The sequence below is a fragment of the uncultured Bradyrhizobium sp. genome (assembly GCF_936943645.1).
Lineage (GTDB): Bacteria > Pseudomonadota > Alphaproteobacteria > Rhizobiales > Xanthobacteraceae > Bradyrhizobium.
The window spans coordinates 45,283-65,346 of sequence record NZ_CAKZJO010000107.1; the positions used below are offsets into that span (position 1 = coordinate 45,283).

General features: G+C 65.8%; 18 protein-coding genes. 5 read left to right on the forward strand and 13 right to left on the reverse strand.

Annotated elements, in window-relative coordinates; genetic code table 11:
- Nucleotides 1-49 precede the first annotated feature (49 nt).
- From Q0743_RS32120 to Q0743_RS32145, 6 genes are all read right to left on the reverse strand, one after another.
- Entirely contained in the window at nt 50-253 is a 204-nt protein-coding gene (locus tag Q0743_RS32120) for a DUF2158 domain-containing protein (RefSeq protein WP_298245427.1), read from the reverse strand.
- Between the two features lie 179 nt (nt 254-432).
- Nucleotides 433-885 carry a GNAT family N-acetyltransferase gene (locus Q0743_RS32125; RefSeq protein WP_298245428.1) on the reverse strand — a complete coding sequence of 151 codons (453 nt, stop codon included), beginning with the start codon at nt 883-885 and terminating at the stop codon, nt 433-435.
- Between the two features lie 484 nt (nt 886-1,369).
- Nucleotides 1,370-2,128, reverse strand: coding sequence for an HAD family hydrolase (locus Q0743_RS32130; RefSeq protein WP_298245429.1), 759 nt, complete (start codon nt 2,126-2,128; stop codon nt 1,370-1,372).
- Nucleotides 2,119-3,006 carry an oxygen-dependent coproporphyrinogen oxidase gene (hemF, locus tag Q0743_RS32135; protein WP_298245469.1) on the reverse strand — a complete coding sequence of 296 codons (888 nt, stop codon included), beginning with the start codon at nt 3,004-3,006 and terminating at the stop codon, nt 2,119-2,121. Before hemF ends, Q0743_RS32130 begins: the two co-directional genes overlap by 10 nt.
- 20 nt (nt 3,007-3,026) lie before the next feature.
- Nucleotides 3,027-3,659, reverse strand: a complete 633-nt coding sequence (gene queE / locus Q0743_RS32140; protein ID WP_298245430.1) for a 7-carboxy-7-deazaguanine synthase — start codon at nt 3,657-3,659, stop codon at nt 3,027-3,029.
- A gap of 18 nt (nt 3,660-3,677) precedes the next feature.
- Nucleotides 3,678-4,136 (reverse strand): tRNA (cytidine(34)-2'-O)-methyltransferase, encoded by a 459-nt coding sequence (locus Q0743_RS32145; RefSeq protein ID WP_298245431.1) that lies wholly within the window; start codon nt 4,134-4,136, stop codon nt 3,678-3,680.
- Between the two features lie 278 nt (nt 4,137-4,414).
- Here Q0743_RS32145 and petA point away from each other — a divergent pair, with 278 nt between their 5' ends.
- The 5 genes from petA to Q0743_RS32170 all read left to right on the forward strand — a co-directional run bounded on the left by petA (nt 4,415) and on the right by Q0743_RS32170 (nt 11,201).
- Nucleotides 4,415-4,945 carry a ubiquinol-cytochrome c reductase iron-sulfur subunit gene (gene petA, locus Q0743_RS32150; protein WP_298245432.1) on the forward strand — a complete coding sequence of 177 codons (531 nt, stop codon included), beginning with the start codon at nt 4,415-4,417 and terminating at the stop codon, nt 4,943-4,945.
- 62 nt (nt 4,946-5,007) lie between these two features.
- On the forward strand, nt 5,008-7,071 hold the full coding sequence (gene fbcH / locus Q0743_RS32155; protein WP_298245433.1) for a cytochrome b/c1: 2,064 nt from the start codon (nt 5,008-5,010) through the stop codon (nt 7,069-7,071).
- 279 nt (nt 7,072-7,350) lie between these two features.
- On the forward strand, nt 7,351-8,040 hold the full coding sequence (locus tag Q0743_RS32160) for a dienelactone hydrolase family protein (RefSeq protein ID WP_298245434.1): 690 nt from the start codon (nt 7,351-7,353) through the stop codon (nt 8,038-8,040).
- A 308-nt stretch (nt 8,041-8,348) separates the two neighbouring features.
- Nucleotides 8,349-10,514, forward strand: coding sequence for an anthranilate synthase component I (locus Q0743_RS32165; RefSeq protein WP_298245435.1), 2,166 nt, complete (start codon nt 8,349-8,351; stop codon nt 10,512-10,514).
- Between the two features lie 147 nt (nt 10,515-10,661).
- Nucleotides 10,662-11,201, forward strand: coding sequence for an adenine phosphoribosyltransferase (locus Q0743_RS32170; protein ID WP_063196579.1), 540 nt, complete (start codon nt 10,662-10,664; stop codon nt 11,199-11,201).
- A 16-nt stretch (nt 11,202-11,217) separates the two neighbouring features.
- On the opposite strand, the gene Q0743_RS32175 is transcribed toward Q0743_RS32170, so the two are convergent.
- From Q0743_RS32175 to smc, 7 genes are all read right to left on the reverse strand, one after another.
- Nucleotides 11,218-11,550 carry a GIY-YIG nuclease family protein gene (locus Q0743_RS32175; RefSeq protein ID WP_298245436.1) on the reverse strand — a complete coding sequence of 111 codons (333 nt, stop codon included), beginning with the start codon at nt 11,548-11,550 and terminating at the stop codon, nt 11,218-11,220.
- 87 nt (nt 11,551-11,637) lie between these two features.
- A complete protein-coding gene (locus Q0743_RS32180) occupies nt 11,638-12,306 on the reverse strand; it encodes a hypothetical protein (protein ID WP_298245437.1) in 669 nt (222 codons plus the stop codon).
- 60 nt (nt 12,307-12,366) lie between these two features.
- Nucleotides 12,367-13,119, reverse strand: coding sequence for a hypothetical protein (locus Q0743_RS32185; RefSeq protein ID WP_008565118.1), 753 nt, complete (start codon nt 13,117-13,119; stop codon nt 12,367-12,369).
- A 210-nt stretch (nt 13,120-13,329) separates the two neighbouring features.
- Complete coding sequence (locus Q0743_RS32190; RefSeq protein WP_298245438.1) at nt 13,330-14,562, reverse strand: M48 family metallopeptidase; 1,233 nt, start codon at nt 14,560-14,562, stop codon at nt 13,330-13,332.
- A gap of 34 nt (nt 14,563-14,596) precedes the next feature.
- Nucleotides 14,597-15,157 (reverse strand): LemA family protein, encoded by a 561-nt coding sequence (locus tag Q0743_RS32195; protein ID WP_063196574.1) that lies wholly within the window; start codon nt 15,155-15,157, stop codon nt 14,597-14,599.
- Between the two features lie 137 nt (nt 15,158-15,294).
- Complete coding sequence (locus Q0743_RS32200; protein WP_298245439.1) at nt 15,295-16,272, reverse strand: small ribosomal subunit Rsm22 family protein; 978 nt, start codon at nt 16,270-16,272, stop codon at nt 15,295-15,297.
- Nucleotides 16,273-16,427: 155 nt separating this feature from the next.
- Nucleotides 16,428-19,892, reverse strand: coding sequence for a chromosome segregation protein SMC (gene smc / locus Q0743_RS32205; protein ID WP_298245440.1), 3,465 nt, complete (start codon nt 19,890-19,892; stop codon nt 16,428-16,430).
- Nucleotides 19,893-20,064 lie beyond the last annotated feature (172 nt).

Here is a 20,064-nt window from a genome sequence, read left to right on the forward strand (position 1 = left end):
CCGCGCGAGTGGGCGCGCCATTCCGACCCGGATGCGGTCTCGGGCGAGCCTATTCCTCGTCCTCGTCGTCTTCCTCGTCTTCATCCTCTTCCTCTTCCACTTGCACCAGCACGGCCAGCGGCAGCGTCTCGCGGAACAGGTCGCCTTCCATGCCCATCCAGACGCAGAGCACCTCGTCCTGCTTCACTTCCGCAACCGTCAGCGGCTGGCCGCCGGATTTCAGCATCACGACGTCGCCGGCTTTCAAGTCCATGGCATGCTCCTTTCGAATGATTGACCCGGAAGGAACCTAGCAAGCGGTCATGACACCCTGATCACGCCGGCCGTGCGAGGAATTCTGTGGTTGGGGCAGATCAGGGGAGATCGTGAGGCATCTCCCGCCGCATTCGCAGCAGCGGATAAGTTCGCCCCTCACGATCGGCCATGATGAAGCTAGCCGTTCGTCAGCCGCAGAAGATGCGGCACGGCCTCGGTGTCGGGGGCCGCGCCCAGGCGCGCGTAGAATTGCATCGCAGAGGTATTGTGCTTCCAGACATCCCAGCCGAGCCTGGTGACGCCGTGATCGGCGGCCCATTCCTTTGCCTTCGTCATCAGAGCGCTGCCGACGCCCTGCCGGCGCGCGTCGGCATGTACCGCAATGTCGCTGATATACATGCCGGCCCGAGCGCTGTAGAGCTCGTGGGTCAGGATCCAGGCGATCATGCCCACGACGCGATCCTCGAGCTGCGCGACGAAGAGGTGCACCGGCGCATGCTCGCGGATATAGAATGCGACATAGCGATCGAGTGTCAGTGGTGGTGGCGGTTCTTCGATATGGGCCGCCAATGCGTCCGCGAGGCTGCGCACAGCGGCATAGTCGCTCTCCAGAGCCCTCCGGATGCTCAATTCTCCACTCACGATGCCGTGCCCTCTCTTTTGCGCCTTGCTTGAAGCTTCCGTGGGCGCTGAAGGCGCCCGCGGGGTGATCTACGTGCAAGGCCGTGGGATCGTTACGTCAGCGTGCGAAAGAATTGGTGGCGCCTGATACCGTAAACGTCGCTCTTGTCCCAAGAGGCCCGCCAAAACGAGCAGGTCGAACGAATGGCGACAATGCGAACTTGCGATGTCGACTTAGTTGCGCTCCCTACGGTCGGCGGTTCGGCAGGCACTGGTTGCTGAAATGGCCGACGGCGCCGCGAACCAGCGGAACATCCGCCGATGGCTTTGGCTCAGGTCAACGCGCGTCCATCGCGAGTTTCGACGATGGCATCATACCCCTGTTTTGCCCGACGGATCCGGATTCGTTTCGAAAAATCCGTAAGTGCTTGATCTTAAAGGGGCCGTCTACTGTGCATGGGGTTGTTTTGCGATATTTGGGGTTGGGCTCGGCTCAGGAGCGGCCCGGCACCAGCTCAGTCAGCGAACGGATGATGCGGTCGGGCTTGATTGTCGAGCCTTCGGGCAGGCCCTCACCATGCACGTCGATCCAGATCGAATAGATGCCGAGCCGCTGCGGCGTCACGACTTCCCATTCCAGATTGTCGCCGATCATCCAGGTGTCCTTCGCGGAGACGCCCAGCGCCTCCATCGCGTGCAGATAGGCGCGCTCCTCGGGCTTGCCGAAGCCGTGCTCGCCCTCGATCTGGATGTGGTCGAAGCGATGCGCCAGCTCGAACCGCTCGACCTTGGCACGCTGCATGTCGGCGGCGCCGTTGGTGACGAGCGCGAGCTTGATGCCGAGCGCCTTGAATTGATCGATCGCCTCATGCGCGCCGGGGAAGACGAACATCTCCTCCTCGCGATAGGCGGTGAAGCGGTCGGCGAGGCGGACGGCGAGATCGTCCGGCAGGGCGCGATGGCCGGCCGCCGCGAGCGCGGCAAAGCCGCCCTTGACCGTGAGGTGCCGCGCTTCGGCGAGCCTCATCCGCCATGCAGCTTCGGCATTCGCCCAGAAGTTTCGCGCGAAAGCCAGGACCGTTGTTGCAACCAGCTCGGGCGGCAGCGGCGCGAGCTCGTCGGCGAACTCCTTCGCGATCGTATTCCAGGCGATCTCGGGCCGGCCATAGGCCGACAGGATGGTGTCGTCCATGTCGATCAGCATGGCGCGGGGAAGGGGCCTCGTGGCGGGCTTCATCGTCGTCACGGCCATTTCACCTCCGGCGGCATCGACGACAGGATCGAATCGACATTGCCGCCGGTCTTGAGCCCGAAAATGGTGCCGCGATCATAGAGCAGGTTGAATTCGACATAGCGTCCGCGTCGGATCAATTGCTCCTCGCGGTCGGCGGCGGTCCAGGCGCTGGCAAAATTGCGCCTGACGATCTCGGGGTAGATCTTCAGGAAGGCGCGGCCGACGTCCTTGGTGAAGGCGAGGTCGGCCTCCCAGTCGCCGCTGTCGTGCCAGTCGTAGAAGATACCGCCGATGCCGCGCGCCTCTTTCCGATGCGGCAGATAGAAATACTCGTCGCACCATTTCTTGTACTTGTCGTAGTCGGCAACGCCGTTCGGGCCGGTGCAGGCCTCCTTCATCGCCGCGTGGAAGGCGATGCTGTCGGAATCCTCCTGCGTGCGCCGCCGGTCGAGCACCGGCGTCAAGTCGGCGCCGCCGCCGAACCAGGCTTTGGTGGTGACGACGAAGCGCGTGTTCATGTGCACGGCGGGCACGTTCGGATTGCGCATATGCGCGATCAGCGAGATGCCGGAGGCCCAGAATTTTGGATCGTCCGCGGCACCGGGAATTTGAGCCCGAAATTCGGGCGCGAACTCGCCGTGCACGGTCGAGCAATGCACGCCGACCTTCTCGAACAGGCGGCCCGACATCATCGACATCACCCCGCCGCCGCCGGGCGCGCCGGTATGATCGGTGCGCTGCCAGGGCGTGCGCTTGAAGCGGCCGGCCTCGCCCGGATAGAGGCTTTGCGGGGCGTCGTCCTCGAGCTTCTCGAAGCTCGCGCAGATATCGTCGCGCAAGGCCTCGAACCAGGTGCGGGCGCGGGTCTTGCGGTCTTCGATCGTCGACAGGTCCATCTGCATTCGAGGGTCGCGTCCTATCTGATGCCGAGCGATTTGTGCGTCTGCACGCTGAGCCGCCACTGCGGATGCTGCAGGCAATAGTCGATCGCGCGCGCGGTGTTCTCGATGATTTCGGGGCCGTCCATCGGCTGCAGCGAGAAGCGCTCGAAGGCGAGGTTCTCGAAGGCTTCGGGCGCGGCGAGGGCCTGCGGATACACCAGCTTCAGCTCGTGGCCCTGGCGCAGCACCAGCTCGCTGCCGCCCTTGGGGCTGACGCAGATCCAGTCGAGCCCCTCGGGCGCGGCGATGGTGCCGTTGGTCTCGACGCCGATCTCGAAGCCGCGGGCGTGCAGCGCCTCGATCAAGGCAGTGTCGACCTGGAGCAGCGGTTCGCCGCCGGTGAGCACCACGTAGCGGTCGGCTTCGGAGGCTTGCCATTGCGCGGCGATGGTGTCGGCGAGCTCGGCGGCGGAGCCGTAGCGGCCACCGAGGGTGCCGTCGGTCCCGACGAAATCCGTGTCGCAGAACTTGCAGGTGGCCTCGAGGCGGTCGGCCTCGCGCCCGCTCCAGAGGTTGCAGCCGGCAAAACGGCAGAACACGGAGGCGCGCCCGGCATGGGCGCCTTCGCCTTGCAGGGTCAGGAAGATTTCCTTGACCGCGTAACTCAATGGTCTCTCCTCAACCTGTCAAACGTGCGGGTTCCGGGTCTGCCGCAGCGCCTCGCCCGCGGCCATCGCCGCCGACATGGCGACATTGAGCGACCGCAGCCCGGCCCTGATCGGGATCACCAGCCGCGCATCCGCGGCCTCGACCACCGCGTCGGTGACACCGGCGCTCTCGCGCCCGAATAGCAGGATGTCCGACGTCTGGTAACGGAAATCGCGATAGTCGGTGGCGGCCTTGGTGGTGAACAGCAGCAGGCGGTAGCCATGCCCGGCGCGCCACTCCTCGAATTTCAGCCAGGAGTCATGCCTGAGGATGCTGACGTGGTCGAGGTAATCCATTCCCGCCCGGCGGAACGCGCGGTCGGAGACCGGGAACCCCGCCGGTTCGATGATATGGGCGGCCAGTCCCAGGCAGGCGCAGAGCCTGAGAATCGTGCCGGTGTTCTGAGGGATGTCGGGCTGGAAAAGCGCTATCTGCATCGGGGCTGGCGGGTTGGTTGCGGGTCGGAAATGTCTCAATAAAACATCGTCTGCCCGGGAATTCGTGCATGGCACGCTCCCGCGCCGATAGCGGGCTTGCGCTCGCCCGGCAAGGGTGCCAATAGAACGATTCTGGACTGCTGTTTCGCCTGTTTAGAGGCGAATGAGCGAAGTTCTGCCGCCGCGGGGGGCCGCGGGCGCCGGCAGCCTTTCCGGGGACCTCATGGGCGCCCCCCGGAGCGGTTCCTCCGGCTGCACAAGAAGAAAGGGTTGGAATCGTGACGACAGCGTCTTCGGCGGACCATCCGACACGCCGTGATTTCTTATTCGTTGCAACCGGGGCAGCTGCAGCAGTAGGGGGCGCGGCCGCGCTCTGGCCCTTCATTTCCCAGATGAATCCGGACGCGTCGACCATCGCCGCCGGCGCGCCGATCGAGGTCGATCTCAGCCCGGTCGCCGAGGGCCAGGACATCAAGGTGTTCTGGCGTGGCAAGCCGATCTACATCAGCCATCGCACCAAGAAGCAGATCGACGAGGCGCGCGGCGTTAACGTGGCGAGCCTGCCCGATCCGGAGACCGATGAGGCCCGCGTGAAGTCGGGCCACGAGCAATGGCTGGTCGTGATCGGCATCTGCACCCATCTCGGCTGCATCCCGATCGCCCACGAAGGCAATTACGACGGGTTCTTCTGCCCCTGCCATGGTTCGCAGTACGATTCGTCCGGCCGCATCCGCCAGGGGCCCGCGCCCGCGAACCTGCCGGTGCCGCCGTACACTTTCGTTTCCGACACCAAAATCCAGATCGGCTGAGCTTCGGACCCGCTTCCGAAGCTTCGCGCCGTCTCGTCGTTTTACTTCTTCAGGATCGCATCATGAGCGGACCATCCGACTTCCAGCCGAGTAATCCGGCCCTGCAATGGCTTGAGCGGCGCCTGCCGATTCTCGGCCTCATGCACTCCTCGTTCGTCGTCTATCCCACCCCGCGCAATCTGAACTATTGGTGGACCTTCGGCGCCATCCTCTCCTTCATGCTCGGGATGCAGATCCTGACCGGCGTGATCCTGGCGATGCACTATACGCCGCATGCCGATCTCGCCTTCAAGTCGGTCGAGCTGATCGTCCGCGACGTGAACTATGGCTGGCTGCTGCGCAACATGCACGCCTGCGGCGCGTCGATGTTCTTCTTCGCGGTCTACGTCCACATGCTGCGCGGCCTCTATTACGGCTCCTACAAGGAGCCGCGCGAGGTGCTGTGGATCCTCGGCGTCATCATCTACCTCCTGATGATGGCGACGGGCTTCATGGGTTACGTGCTGCCGTGGGGCCAGATGAGCTTCTGGGGCGCCACCGTCATCACCAATCTGTTCTCCGCCATTCCCTATTTCGGCGAGAGCATCGTGACGCTGCTCTGGGGCGGCTATTCGGTCGGCAACCCGACGCTGAACCGGTTCTTCTCGCTGCACTATCTGCTGCCGTTCCTGATCGCGGGCGTCGTCGTGCTCCACGTCTGGGCGCTGCACGTCGCCGGCCAGAACAATCCTGACGGCGTCGAGCCGAAGACGGAAAAGGACACGGTGCCGTTCACGCCGCATGCGACCATCAAGGACGGGTTCGGCGTTGCCTGCTTCCTGCTGCTCTACGCCTGGTTCATCTTCTACATGCCGAACTATCTCGGCGACGCCGACAACTACATTCCGGCGAACCCGGGCGTGACGCCGCCGCACATCGTGCCGGAATGGTATTACCTGCCGTTCTACGCCATCCTGCGTTCGATCCCGAACAAGCTCGCGGGCGTCATCGGGATGTTCTCGGCGATCATCGTGCTGTGCTTCCTGCCCTGGCTCGACGCTGCCAGGACCAGGTCGTCGAAGTACCGCCCGCTGGCCAAGCAGTTCTTCTGGATCTTCGTCGTGGTCTGCATCCTGCTCGGCTATCTCGGCGCGCAGCCGCCGGAAGGCATCTACGTGATCGCCGGCCGGGTCCTGACGGTTTGCTACTTCGCCTACTTCCTGATCGTGCTGCCGCTGCTCTCTCGCATCGAGAGACCGCGGCCGGTGCCGAACTCGATCTCGGAGGCGATCCTCGCCAAGGGCGGCAAGGCCGTGGCCTCCATCGCGGTGGTGCTCGTCGCCGCCGGCGCGCTGTTCCTCGGCAGCCTGCAGGATGCCCGTGCCTCCGAAGGCAGCGATAAGCCGCCCGGCAACAAATGGTCGTTCTCCGGTCCGTTCGGCAAGTTCGACCGCGGCGCGCTGCAGCGCGGCCTGAAGGTCTACAAGGAAGTCTGCGCCAGCTGCCACGGCCTGTCCTACGTCGCCTTCCGCAACCTCGCGGAAGCCGGCGGTCCCGGCTATTCGGTGGCGCAGGCCGCGGCCTTCGCGTCCGAGTACAAGGTCAAGGACGGTCCGAACGATGCCGGCGACATGTTCGAGCGTCCGGGTCGCCCGGCGGACTATTTCCCCTCGCCGTTCCCGAACGAGCAGGCCGCCCGTGCGGCGAACGGCGGCGCGGCGCCGCCCGACCTGTCGCTGATCACGAAGGCGCGCTCCTATGGCCGCGGCTTCCCCTGGTTCATCTTCGACTTCTTCACCCAGTACCAGGAGCAGGGCCCGGACTACGTCTCGGCGGTGCTTCAGGGGTTTGACGATCATGTCCCCGAGGGTGTGACCATTCCGGAAGGCTCGTACTACAACAAGTACTTCCCTGGCCACGCCATCAAGATGCCGAAGCCGCTCAGCGACGGCCAGGTGACCTATGACGACGGCTCGCCGACCACGGTCGCGCAGTATGCCAAGGACGTCACCACCTTCCTGATGTGGACGGCCGAGCCCCACATGGAAGCGCGCAAGCGCTTGGGCTTCCAAGTGTTCGTGTTCCTGATCCTGTTCGCGGGCCTGATGTACTTCACCAAGAAGAAGGTCTGGGCCGACTCGCACTGAGCGCAGCCGAACGAAACGAAATGAAAAAGCCCCCGCGAGGGGGCTTTTTTATTGAGCCGGTGTCCCGGACGCGCTGCAGCGTGCAACGCCGCTGCGCAGAGCCGGGACCCAGCGTGCTCGTGGCTGAGCCCCGGATCAGCAACGCACCACGCCGCGAAGGCGTGGCGCATTGCATTGCATCCGGGGCACGAGAGTGTGTTGCTTGGCGCGATTGCGTATCGCCCTCTCACCGGCCAAAATGCCGCCAACCGCTCCCCCAGAAACTCATCGGAGGACACCATGGGAACCGCCATCACCTTCAAGCGTCCGGACGGCAAGGACGCCTCGGGCTATCTCGCCAACGCAGCGCGCGGCAATGCGCCGGGTGTCGTCGTGATCCAGGAATGGTGGGGCCTGTCGGACCAGATCAAGGGCCTGTGCGACCGCTTTGCGCTGGCCGGCTTCGATGTGCTGGCGCCCGATCTCTACAAGGGCAAGGTGGTGCCTTATCACGACACTGACAGCGCCAACAAGGAGATGAACTCGCTCGACTTCATGGACGCCACCACGCAGACCGTGCGCGGCGCCGCGCAATATTTGTCGCGCAATGGCGCCAAGGTCGGCCTGACCGGCTTCTGTCTCGGCGGCGCCGTCACCATCATCGGCGCGGTGCATGTGCCGGAGCTCGCGGCCGGCGTCGTGTTCTACGGCATTCCGCCGGAGCAGGCGGCCAAGCCAGCCGACGTCAAGATCCCGCTCCAGGCCCATTTCGCCAACAAGGACGATTGGTGCACGCCGGAGCTGGTGAGCGGCTTCGAGAAGGCCATGAAGGCCGCCGGCAAGTCGCTGGAGCTGTTCCGCTATGACGCCGAGCACGCCTTCGTCAACGAGCAGCGCCAGGCCGTGCATGACCGCGAAGCCGCCGAGCTCGCCTGGGGTAGGGCGACCAAGTTCTTCGCCAATCATCTCGGCGGTAACAGCGCAGCCTAACCCAGCCTGTAGCCCGGATGGAGCGCAGCGTAATCCGGGACTGTCTCGTCGTGGCATGAACCCCGGATTGCGCTGCGCTCCATCCGGTCTGCGGCACCCCCGCCACCCTTGACGCCGTCCCCCGGCCATGGTGAGTATCCGCCCATGAGCACCGCAGCCTGCCCAGCCCGTCGTTGGTGGCGCACCTCCTAAAGAGGTGGCCGGTGCGATTTTCCTTTCCCAAATCGTCTGAGGTCGCCTGCACAGCGCGGCGGCCTTCTCGTTTGTCCTGTGTGGCGTTCCCTCGGCAAGTTTCGTAAGAGGACGACATGAACAGGACAGTCTTTGCCCTCCCGGCCAGAAGTGAGTACGCGACCCGCGCGGGGCTGGCGATCACGCGCGTGGCGGAGCAGTTTACCGGCGGCGCCAACCGGCTCGACGACCTGATCAACCTGCTCGACCGCCGCCGTGGCGTGGTGCTGTCCTCGGGCACGACCGTGCCGGGCCGCTACGAGAGTTTTGACCTCGGCTTTTCCGATCCGCCGCTCAAGCTCGAGACCACGGGCGTCGATTTCAAGCTCGAAGCGCTCAACGCGCGCGGAGAGGTGCTGATTGCCTTCCTCGGCGACGTCCTGCGCGAGCCCTGCGTCGTGATTTCCGAGAAGACCGTCACGCGCCTTGCCGGCCACATCGTCCGTGGCGAGGCGCCCGTCGAAGAGGATCAGCGCACGCGGCGCGCCAGCGTGATGTCGCTGGTGCGCGACATCATCGCCGCTTTCTCCGCCAATGACGACGGGCTGCTCGGCCTGTTCGGCGCCTTCGCCTATGACCTCGTGTTTCAGATCGAGGACCTCGTGCAGAAGCGCCCGCGTGAGGCCGACCAGCGTGACATCGTGCTGTACGTACCTGATCGCCTGCTGGCCTATGACCGCGCCACCGGTCGCGGCGTCGTGCTCACTTACGATTTCGCATGGAAGGGCAAATCCACCGCCGGCCTGCCGCGCGAGACCGCGGAGAGCCCGTATCTGAAGACGCCGCGCCAGGGCTTTGCCGATCACGCGCCCGGCGAATATCAGGCGACGGTGGAGACGGCGCGCGCCGCGTTCGCCCGCGGCGATCTGTTCGAGGCCGTGCCCGGCCAGCTGTTCGCCGAGCCCTGCGACCGCTCACCGGCCGAAGTGTTCCAGCGCCTCTGCGTCATCAACCCATCGCCCTACGGCGCGCTGATGAATCTCGGCGAGGGCGAGTTTCTCGTCTCGGCCTCTCCGGAAATGTTCGTGCGTTCCGACGGGCGCCGGGTCGAGACCTGCCCGATCTCGGGCACGATCGCGCGCGGCAGCGACGCGATCGGCGATGCCGAGCAGATCCGCCAGCTTCTGAACTCGGAGAAGGACGAGTTCGAGCTCAACATGTGCACCGACGTCGATCGCAACGACAAGGCGCGCGTCTGCGTGCCCGGCACCATCAAGGTGCTGGCGCGTCGGCAGATCGAGACCTACTCAAAACTGTTCCACACCGTCGATCACGTCGAGGGCATGCTGCGCCCCGGCTTCGACGCGCTCGATGCCTTCCTCACCCACGCCTGGGCGGTGACCGTCACCGGCGCGCCAAAGCTCTGGGCGATGCAGTTCGTCGAGGATCACGAGCGCTCGCCGCGGCGCTGGTATGCCGGCGCGATCGGCGCGGTGAACTTCGACGGCAGCATCAACACCGGCCTCACCATCCGCACCATCCGCATGAAGGATGGCCTTGCCGAAGTGCGCGTCGGCGCCACCTGCCTGTTCGATTCCGATCCTGCCGCCGAAGATCGCGAGTGCCAGGTCAAGGCCGCCGCGCTGTTCCAGGCTCTGCGCGGCGATCCGCCGAAGCCGCTCTCGACCTTCGCGCCCGATGCGACCGGCTCGGGCAAGCGGGTGCTGCTGATCGACCACGACGACAGCTTCGTGCACATGCTGGCCGACTATTTCCGCCAGGTCGGCGCCGAGGTCACCGTGGTGCGCTATGTGCATGCGCTGGACATGCTCAAGCAGAGGACATGGGACTTGCTGGTGCTGTCGCCCGGCCCCGGGCGTCCGGAGGACTTCAAGATCAAGACGACGATCGATGCCGCGCTGGAGAAGAAGCTGCCGGTGTTCGGCGTCTGCTTGGGCGTACAGGCCATCGGCGAATATTTCGGCGGCGAGCTCGGCCAGCTCACCCATCCCGCCCACGGCCGCCCCTCGCGGGTGCAGGTGCGGGGTGGGCGCCTGATGCGCAACCTGCCGAACGAGATCGTCATCGGCCGCTATCACTCGCTCTTCGTCGAGCGCGACAGCATGCCGGAGGTTCTGTCCGTCACCGCCAGCACGGAGGACGGCGTCGCCATGGCGCTCGAGCACAAGACCCTGCCGGTCGCTGGCGTGCAATTCCACCCGGAATCGCTGATGTCGCTCGGTAACGAGGTGGGACTACGTATTGTCGAAAATGCGTTCCGGCTGGATGCTGGGACGAATTGAGTAAGGACCGTCATTGCGAGGAGCCCGCGACAAATTGCGAAGCAATTTTGCGCTGGCGACGAAGCAATCCAGACTGCTGCCGCGGGGAAGATCTGGATTGCTTCGCTTCGCTCGCAATGACGGTGGAAAAGCCAGAGCGAGATAACCATGACCTTTGACCACGACATCAAGGCGAGCGTCCGCACCATCCCCGACTATCCCAAGCCCGGGATCATGTTCCGCGACATCACGACCCTGCTTGCCGACGCGCGCGCCTTTCGCCGCGCGGTGGACGAGCTCGTCAATCCCTGGGCCGGCAACAAGATCGACAAGGTCGCCGGCATGGAGGCGAGGGGCTTCATCATCGGCGGCGCGGTGGCGCATCAGCTCTCGGCCGGCTTCGTGCCGATCCGCAAGAAGGGCAAGCTGCCGCACACCACCGTGCGCATCGCCTACTCGCTCGAATACGGCATCGACGAGATGGAGATGCATGTCGACGCGATCGCGCCCGGCGAGCGCGTCATCCTGGTGGACGACCTCATCGCCACCGGCGGCACCGCGGAAGGCGCGGTGAAGCTGCTGCGCCAGATCGGCGCCAACGTCGTCGCCGCCTGCTTCATCATCGACCTGCCCGAGCTGGGTGGCGCCGCCAAGCTGCGCGCCATGGACGTGCCGGTGCGCACGCTGATGACGTTCGAGGGGCATTGAGCCCCCGCCGCGGTGGTCAGACCACCTCGGCCTTCAGCTCGTCCCGCCAATGCAGCAGGCGCTCCTTCAGGAGCGCGTTCCTGACATAGGCGCTCTCCTCATCCTCCAGCCGCTCGCATTCGCCAAAGGCCAAGCCGGCCTCGCCATGCGCTTTCCAGGCCGCCTGGAGGCTGCGGCAGGGGTGGGCGCCCTGGCGCAGCGAGAACCAGATGCGGTTCTGGATCGTCTCCAGGTTGGGCGCCTGGCCGACCCAGGCCTGCCCTGACGCCGCGCAGCGCACGACGTAGATGCCCGCAATGGTCTTACGCTCCTTGTAGGCGGCGATCGCTGCTTTCCGGTCGATGCTCACGGGGGACTGGCCTTGCTGAGGGGATGTCGATGCCCGCCTCAATAGGCCGGCTTCAGCCCACAGTCAATATTACCCGGGTATAATTATTCAGGAGCGCTGCAGGATCAGGCTGAGCTCGAGCTCGCGGAAGGCGAGGTAATTGCGCCGGGTCCATTGGTGCAGCTCGGTAGACGAATCCTTCTCCTGGCGCAGGTAGCGGGTGAAGGAGAAGTTCAGCCGGTCGACATAGGTCTTGAGGAAGCCGGGCAGTGCGGGCAGGCGAAACACCCGGCCGCCTTCCATCGCGGTCGGCAGCTCGCCGCGCACGACGTATTCGTTGTCCACCGTGATCAGGTTCATGCGCGGGATCTGGCCGCGCAGCATCTCATGGGCGCGCGCCGAGACGCGGTCGGTATCGGCGATGAACAGGATCTGGGGCGCGACATGGCGGCGCGCCGCTTCCTTGAGCAGGCCGATCTCCTCGGTCATCTTGAAGAACTCGTCGAAGGCATGGAAGCCGAGGTCGATCACCTTGGCGAGCCCGTCGTCGACGATGACGCGGTCCATCAGCTGCATCTTGCCGAAGGTGTCGATCACGTCGGCGGTCTCGGTGATCCCGGGCAGATAGTCGAGCAGCGAGGGCTCTTTCAGATTGACGTCGAAAGCCGCGACATTGCCGTTCTTGAGCAGCAGGAATTCGCTCAAAAGCCGCGCCAGCAGGGTCTTGCCGACCTGCGGGCGGGGCGAGCAGATGATGTAGACGGGCGTTGCGGGCATCGACAGCTATATCAGTCGAACTTGGCGACCAATCCAGCCGTATCAGCCCGCACTTCGCAACTATTTTTCGCTGTTGCGGGTGACGGACTTCGAGCCGACGATGTCGGTCAGGCGGATGCGGTCGAACTCGCTCCAGACGTTCGCCAGCCAGTGCCGGACATAGCCGCGCAGCACGAAGGAGTAGTTCGCGGCCTCGTCGTTGATGCCCTTGTTGGCGACGAATTTCAGGAACGGAACGGAGGACACCTCGACCTGCTCATAGGCCATTTCGTTGAGCTTGGGGATGGTCAGCTCGGTGGCGTCCTTGATGCGGTGGAAATAGGAATTGTAGGTCGCCTGGTCCCACTGGAAGAATTGGGTGTCGTTGATGAAGTTCTTGACCAGGAAATATTTCGCACCGGTCATGAAGCCTGCGGTCTCCGCGATCTCCTCCAGCGAAGCAATCGAGGGGCCCAGGATGTGGAACACCGCGAAGGTGATCTGGCCGGCCTTGGCAGCGTCAAGGAAGCCGATGTCGCGCAGCGAAGCCAGTGCAGGCGAGAGCAGGCCGGCGCGAACGTCGATGACGGTGACCGAAGGGCTGACCGCGTTGAGCGTGTCGAAGATCTTCATCTGATCGGCCGTCGTCGTCATGTCGACGATCTCGGTGATATCAGGGTGGAAGCGCTTCAGGGTTCCGCGCGGCGACTCCGTGTCGAAGGCGCGCGTCGGCACGTTGTTGGCTGAGAAATAATCGAGCAAGGTGCGCGACACCGTGGTCTTGCCGACCCCGCCCTTGTCCGCGCCCACCACAACCACTGCCGGCTTTGCCATTGCTGTCCCCTAACGCGCGCCCCCGATCGCGAGATCGCAATCGGCCGGGCCCCAAATCGATGTCCCACAGGACGTCCCGAGTCTGCTGTTGGGCGCGAACATGGCAGAAACAAGGGAGAATTCAAATCTCTGGCACCTCGTCGCGGCAATTCCCCGAGGTTTTTCCCGATCGTGGCGAAACCCGCCGCGAACCGCGGCCAAACGCGAGGCTCAGTGGCGGCCCCAGGGACCCATGGGGTTTCCCGCGGGATTGCCTGTCGAGGGGGCTGAAGGGCTTGACGCGGGCACGGGCGGCGGACTGGCCGTGCTGCTTGCGTCGCCCCACGGGCCATGCGGCGACGGCGCTGGGCCGCCCTGCGGCGCGGCTTGCGCCTCGGCTTGTTCCGGCTCGAGATGCTCCGTCTCTTCAGCGAGGTCCGGTAGCGGGCCGGGGTCGTGGCCGCCGGCAAACTTGACCAAGGCATCGACCCTGGATTGCACCGAGGGGTGGGTTGCGAACAGATCGGCAAAGCCCTCGCGGGGATTGTCGACGCAGAGCTCCATCACCGCCGAGGTCGCGCCGGGGAGCTCGCCGCGATTCTCGATCTTGCGCAGCGCCGAGATCATGGCGTCGGGATCTTTCGTCAGCTCGACAGAGCCGGCGTCGGCAAGATATTCGCGCGACCGCGACAGAGCGAGCTTGACCACCTGGGACAGCAGCCAGGCCACGACGATCAGCACGATCGCGATGATGATCACGATCACCGCGCCGCCGCCGGAATTCTTGTTGTCGCTCGACGACGAGGACGACCGCGACGACGAGGACGAGGACCACGAGCCGCCGGAGCCGGAGCTCCAGCTGAAATTCGTGAACAGGCGGAAGAACAATTCGCCGAAGAAGCCGACCACGCCGGCGATGATGACGGCGACCACCATCAGCTGCACGTCGCCGTTCTTGATGTGGGTCAGCTCGTGGCCCAGCACCGCCTCGATCTCCTTGTCGTCGAGCGCATCGAGGAGACCCGTGGTGACGGTGATGGAATATTGCCGGGGATTGAGGCCGGTCGCGAAAGCGTTCAGCGCCGGGCTCTCCATGATCTTCAGCTTCGGCATGGTGATGCCGCGCGAGATGCAGAGGTTTTCGAGCAGATTGTAGAGCCGCGGCTCTTCCTTCCGGGTGACGTCGTGGCCGCCGGTCACCGCGTCGATCATCGACTGGTGGAAGAAATAGGCGATCACGATCCAGACCGCCGCCACGACCGTCGCGACGGGCGCGGCGACTTTCAGGTCCTGGAAGGCATGGCTCAGATAGTAGGCGACCGTGCCGTTGCCGTTGATGACGACTTCGGCGACCAGCGCGCCGGCATAGACCAGCACATAGACCAGGGCGAACAGGCCGCCCAGCAAGAGCATCGAACGAAACTTGTTCGAGGCGATGTGCGTGTAGAGACCATACGCGGCCATGACGCGGGTGCCCTGCCGGCCTATCGGCGTGAGATCAGAACTTCACCTGCGGCGCGGCCTCGACCTCGGTACGGCTCGCGCCGAGATCGAAGAAGTCCTTCTTGGTGAAGCCGAACATGCCGGCGAACAGGGCGGCGGGCAGCTGCTGGATGCCGGTGTTGTATTCCTGGACCGCGTTGTTGAAGAAGCGGCGGCTCGCCGCGATCTTGTTCTCGAGGTCGGAGAGCTCGGATGCGAGCTGCTGGAAATTGGCGTTGGCCTTGAGATCCGGATAGGCCTCCGACAGCGCGATCAGCCGGCCGAGCGCGCCGGAGAGCTGGTTCTCGGCCGCGGACACCTGCGCAGGCCCTTGCGCCGACATTGCCGAATTGCGCGCCTTGATGACGTCGTCGAGCGTGCCACGCTCATGCGAGGCATAGCCCTTCACCGTCTCGACGAGGTTCGGGATCAGATCGTGGCGCTGCTTGAGTTGCACGTCGATATCGGCAAAGGCCTGGCCGACGCGCTGGCTCAGCGCCACCAGGCGGTTGTAGGCGCTGAAGGCCACGAAAGCGAGAACGACGATGACGCCGAGAACGATCCAGCCGGTCGACATGGAGAACTCCTGAAGGGGGAAGAAGGCGGGCCTAGCCTAGACCAAATTGGCGCGGATTGAGAGCCCGGCGCAGAGGGGAGGTAAGACTTGGTCGAATGGGGAGCCGCCCGCGTTCAAGGCAAAAGCGGGTCGCGAGGTTAACTTTCGGCAATGACGGCGTCGCCCCAGCGCCAGCGCCGGGCGCTTGCATAGGCCGCCTTGTCGCGCCGCGGGACCTTTGCGAGCTCGATGCCTTGCTCCGTGCAGAGTTTCGCGGTGATCTCGGCCTTGCCGATATCCGGCGGCGCCAACACTCGCGCGGCGCGCGTTGTGGGCGGGGTGCGGGTCAGCGCGACGTAGATGAAGCGCTCGTCCTCGAACGGCACCTCGGCGCCCTTGATCTGGCGGTGCGCCTGAGAGCGCGGCAGGCGCTGGTTGAAATGACACCAGTCGGGCGCGACGAGCGGGCACGGCTTTTCGTGCGGGCAGGGCGTGGCGACGTAGGCGCCGGCGGCGATCAATTGCTGGCGCAGGGCGAGGATGCGGGCATAGCCGGCCGGCGTGCCGGGCTCGATCACGAGCAGCGCGTGGCGCGCTTTGGCCCACATCGCCGCGGCGAGGGCGCGCTGGTCGCTCTCACTGAGCTCGCCGATGACATAGCTCGCGATCACGAGATCGGCTTGCGTGACCTCGGCGAGGTTGCCGCCGGCATCGCCGGGCAGATAGCGGCACTCCGCCAATCGCGTGCTGTCGCGCGCCAGTTCGAGCGCGAGCCGGCTGAGCGTGGCGTTGGCGTCGAGCAGGGTGAAATCCTGCAGTGATGGAAACGCTTCCGCCGCCGCCCAGCTCGCGGTGCCCGGACCGGCGCCCACGTCGAGCAGAGTCTCCGGGGCGAGGTCAGGCGCGATCTCCGTCAGCGCATTGAGGCTCGCGGCCACCGCCGCGTAGGTCGCGGGCATGCGCGCCAGCGCATAGGCGAGCGCATCGGCCTCGGACTTGATCGTGCCGGAGGTGCCGCCGGCGCGGTAGCTGGTCGAGATCTTCTGCGAGCGCTGCGCCGCGTCGGTGCGTGAGAAGCCCTGCAGCTTGCCGTCGAGGGCGGCCTTGAGTTCGGCGGGGAGGGTGGGGGAGATCATCTTCCGCGGTCATGCCCCGCGCAGGCGGGGCATCCAGTAGTCCGAGGCGGTGCCGTCAAATCGAGACGCTGCGGCGTACTGGATCATTCGCCCCAGTGCGCAATTTTGCGCACAAGGCGGATGATGACATCGGCGGGGGTGGCGCAACCGCCGCCTCACGCCACGTTCTGGTCGAGAATGTCCACCGCTTCGGACAGGCTCACCGACACCAGCTGCGACACGCCACGCTCGGCCATGGTGACGCCGAACAGACGGTTCATGCGCGCCATGGTGATCGGGTTGTGCGTGATGATGATGAAGCGCGTGTCGGTCGAGCCGGTCATCTCGTGCAGCAGGTTGCAGTACCGTTCGACGTTGTGGTCGTCGAGCGGCGCGTCGACTTCGTCCAGCACGCAGATCGGAGACGGGTTGGTCAGGAACACCGCGAAGATCAGCGCCATCGCGGTCAGGGCCTGTTCGCCGCCCGAGAGCAGCGACAGCGTCTGCGGCTTCTTGCCCGGCGGCTTGGCGATGATTTCGAGACCGGCTTCCAGCGGATCGTCGCTCTCGATCAGGTGCAGCGCGGCCTCGCCGCCGCCGAACAGCTCGACGAACAGGCGCTTGAAGTGGTTGTTGACGACCTCGAACGAGGTCAGGAGGCGCTCGCGCGCTTCCTTGTTGAGGCTCTGGATGCCCTGGCGCAGCCGCTTGATGGCTTCCACGAGGTCGTCGCGTTCGGTGACCAGACCCGTGTGCTGGGTCTCGACCTCGCGCAGCTCTTCCTCGGCGCGCAGATTGACGGCGCCGAGGCGCTCGCGGTCGCGGCGCATCTTTTCGAGGTCTTCCTCGATGTCGTGCAGCGGCGGCAGCTCGGCACCCGGCTCGAGCTCGGCGAGACCGGCGACGGCCTGCGGCTCGACCTCGAGCATGTCGCGGATCTCGCGCTCGATGTCATCGAGCCGGCGACGGGCGCCTTCCATGCGCTCCTCGGCGCGGGCGGTGGCCTCGCGGGCACTGGAGAGGGCTTCGAGCGTCAGCTTGGCGACGCGGTCTGTTTCCGCCATCGCGCTTTCGGCCGTGGCGAGCGCGTCGGCGGCCATGCGGCGGTCGTTTTCGGCGTATTCGATCTCGGTGATCAGCGCGCTGCGCTTCTCGGCGAACACGGCCGGCGCGTTCTCGAGCTCGCCGCGCTCGATCGTCAGCTCGGCGATACGGGCCTGGATGGTGTCGATGTGGGAGGCCGCGCTCTCCTTGCGGTTCGCCCACTCGGTGCGCTCGGCGAGGATCGCCTGCACGCGGCGGTCGGCAAGCTCGGCCTCGCGGGCCAGCGCCTGCGCTTCGGCACGAACCTGCGCGGCCATGCGGCGGTGGCCCTCGATGTCGCTGCGGACGGCGGCGAGACGGGTCTCGGTGTCCTCGCTCGACGGCAGCTCGGAGATGCCCGCTTCGGCATATTCATAGGCCGCTTCGGCCTCGGCGCGGTCGGCGGCGAGGCGGCTGTGTGCTTCGGACAGCGTCGCCTTGCGCGCGGCATGGCGGCTGATCTCGCGCTCGGCATTGGCGTGGCGCTCGCGGGCGACGTTCAGCTCGCGCTGCGCGGCGCGCCAGGCTTCGCGGCTGGCACCTTCGGTGCTGGCCGCCACCTGCAGCTCGGACTCGGCGTTCTCCAGCGCCTGACGCTTGATCTGCGCGTCGATGCGGGCCTGCTCCAGCTCGTTCTCGATGTCGACGAGGCGGGCGCGCTCGGCGAGGCGCCGCGCGGCGCCGGTTGGCGCGTGAGCTGCGGCAACGAAGCCGTCCCAACGCCAGACGTCGCCCTCGGGCGAGACCAGACGCTGGCCGGTCTTGAGCTGCGAGACCAGCTCGGCACCGCGCTCGCGCGGCACCACGCCGATCTGCGCCAGGCGGCGCGTCAGCTCGGCCGGGGCCTGAACGTGGCTCGCGAGCGGCTCGACGCCTTCGGGCAGGGCCGGATCGTCTTCGGTGTGACCGACATTGGTCCAGCGCATCGGCGCCGACGGATCGATCGGCGCATCGAGGTCGTCGCCGAGCGCGGCGCCGATGGCCTTCTCATAGCCCTTGTCGACGGTGATGCCGTCGATGATCGGCGGCCACAGATTCTTGGTCTCGCCGTTGAGGATCTTGGAGATGGTGCGCGCTTCGGTTTCGAGCCGCTGTGCGCGCTTGTCGGCCTCGACCAGCGGCGAGCGCGAGGATTCCAGCGTCTGGCGCGCGGCGACGTGGGCAGCTTCGCTGGCCTGTGCCGCGGCTTCCGAGGCCGCGAGCGTCTCTTCCGCAGTCTCCACCAGAGCAGTCAGCTCGTCGAGATCGCCGAAACCGCCGGTCGCCTCGGTGAGCTTCTGCTCTTCCGCGGCGACGTTCGCGATCTCCTGGTCGAGCCGGGCGAGCTTGTCGCGATGGGTGCGGACGTTGGCTTCGAGCTGGTTGCGCTTCGCGGTGAGGTCGGCGAGCTGCGTGGTGAGCTCGGCGAACTGCGCCTCGGTCTCGGTCAGCACCGCCTCGGCCTCGCCGACGCGTTCATCGACGCCGGAGCGCTTCTCGACGCGCGACTTGATCTCTTCCTTCAACTCGGCATCTTCGGTGTCGAGCCGCTGCAACGCGACGTCGGCGTCCATGGTCTGCTGCTGAGCGCGCGAGATGTCGCCTTCGAACTGGGCGAGACGGCGCTCGAGCTCGGCGACGCGCTCCTTGGCGCGCTCTTCCTCGCGGTCGAGCAACTCGCGGGCATTGGTCAGGCGCTGAAGGCCTGCTGCGGCGCGCGCTTCGGCATCGCGCAGCGCCGGCATCTCCGCGGCGCGGATCGCCTGGATGCGGGCCGCTTCGGCCTGGTGCTGGGTGCGTTCGGCCATCTCGCGCACGGCGAGGTCATGGGTCTGGCCGGATTCGTTGACGTCGGCATGGGCGCCGATCCAGCGCAGATGAAACAGCGTGGCTTCCGCTTTACGGACCTTCGCCGCGACCTCGCGATAGCGAACGGCCTGGCGGGCCTGCTTCTTCAAGCCTTCCATCTGGCCGGAGAGCTGGCCGATCACGTCCTCGACGCGGGTGAGGTTGGTCTCAGCGGCCTTCAGCCGCAGCTCGGCCTCGTGACGGCGGGCGTGCAGGCCGGCGACACCGGCGGCGTCTTCCAGCACGCGGCGGCGCTGCTCGGGCTTGGCCTGGATGATCTCGCCGATCTTGCCCTGGTGGACGAGCGCGGGCGAGCGCGCGCCGGTGGCGGCGTCGGCGAACAGGATCTGCACGTCGCGGGCGCGCACGTCGCGGCCGTTGATGCGATAGACCGATCCGGCTTCGCGCTCGATGCGGCGGGAGATTTCGAGCAGCTGGCTGTCGTTCATCGCCGCGGGCGCGGTGCGATCGGCGTTGTCGATCGTCATCGTCACTTCGGCGTGGTTGCGCGCAGGACGGTTGCCGGAGCCGGCGAAGATCACCGCGTCCATGTCGGCGGCGCGTAGCGACTTGTAGGAGGTTTCACCCATCGCCCAGCGCAGCGCTTCGACGAGATTCGACTTGCCGCAACCGTTGGGCCCGACCACGCCGGTCAGGCCGGGCTCGATGACGAAGTCCGTGGGCTCAACGAAGGACTTGAAGCCGTGAAGTCGCAGGCGGGTGATTTTCATAAGCACGCATCTCTGTTGGCAGGCGCGAATCCCCCTGCCGGGACAATACCATGGAAGGCAGTGTCGCTATCCGGGGCGAGTCGCGCGAGGCGCCTCATGCGGCTGGACAATGGCCGCGGTGCGCCGCGAGGGCAACCGGCGAAAGCCGCTTTTCCCAAGGGATTTATGCCGG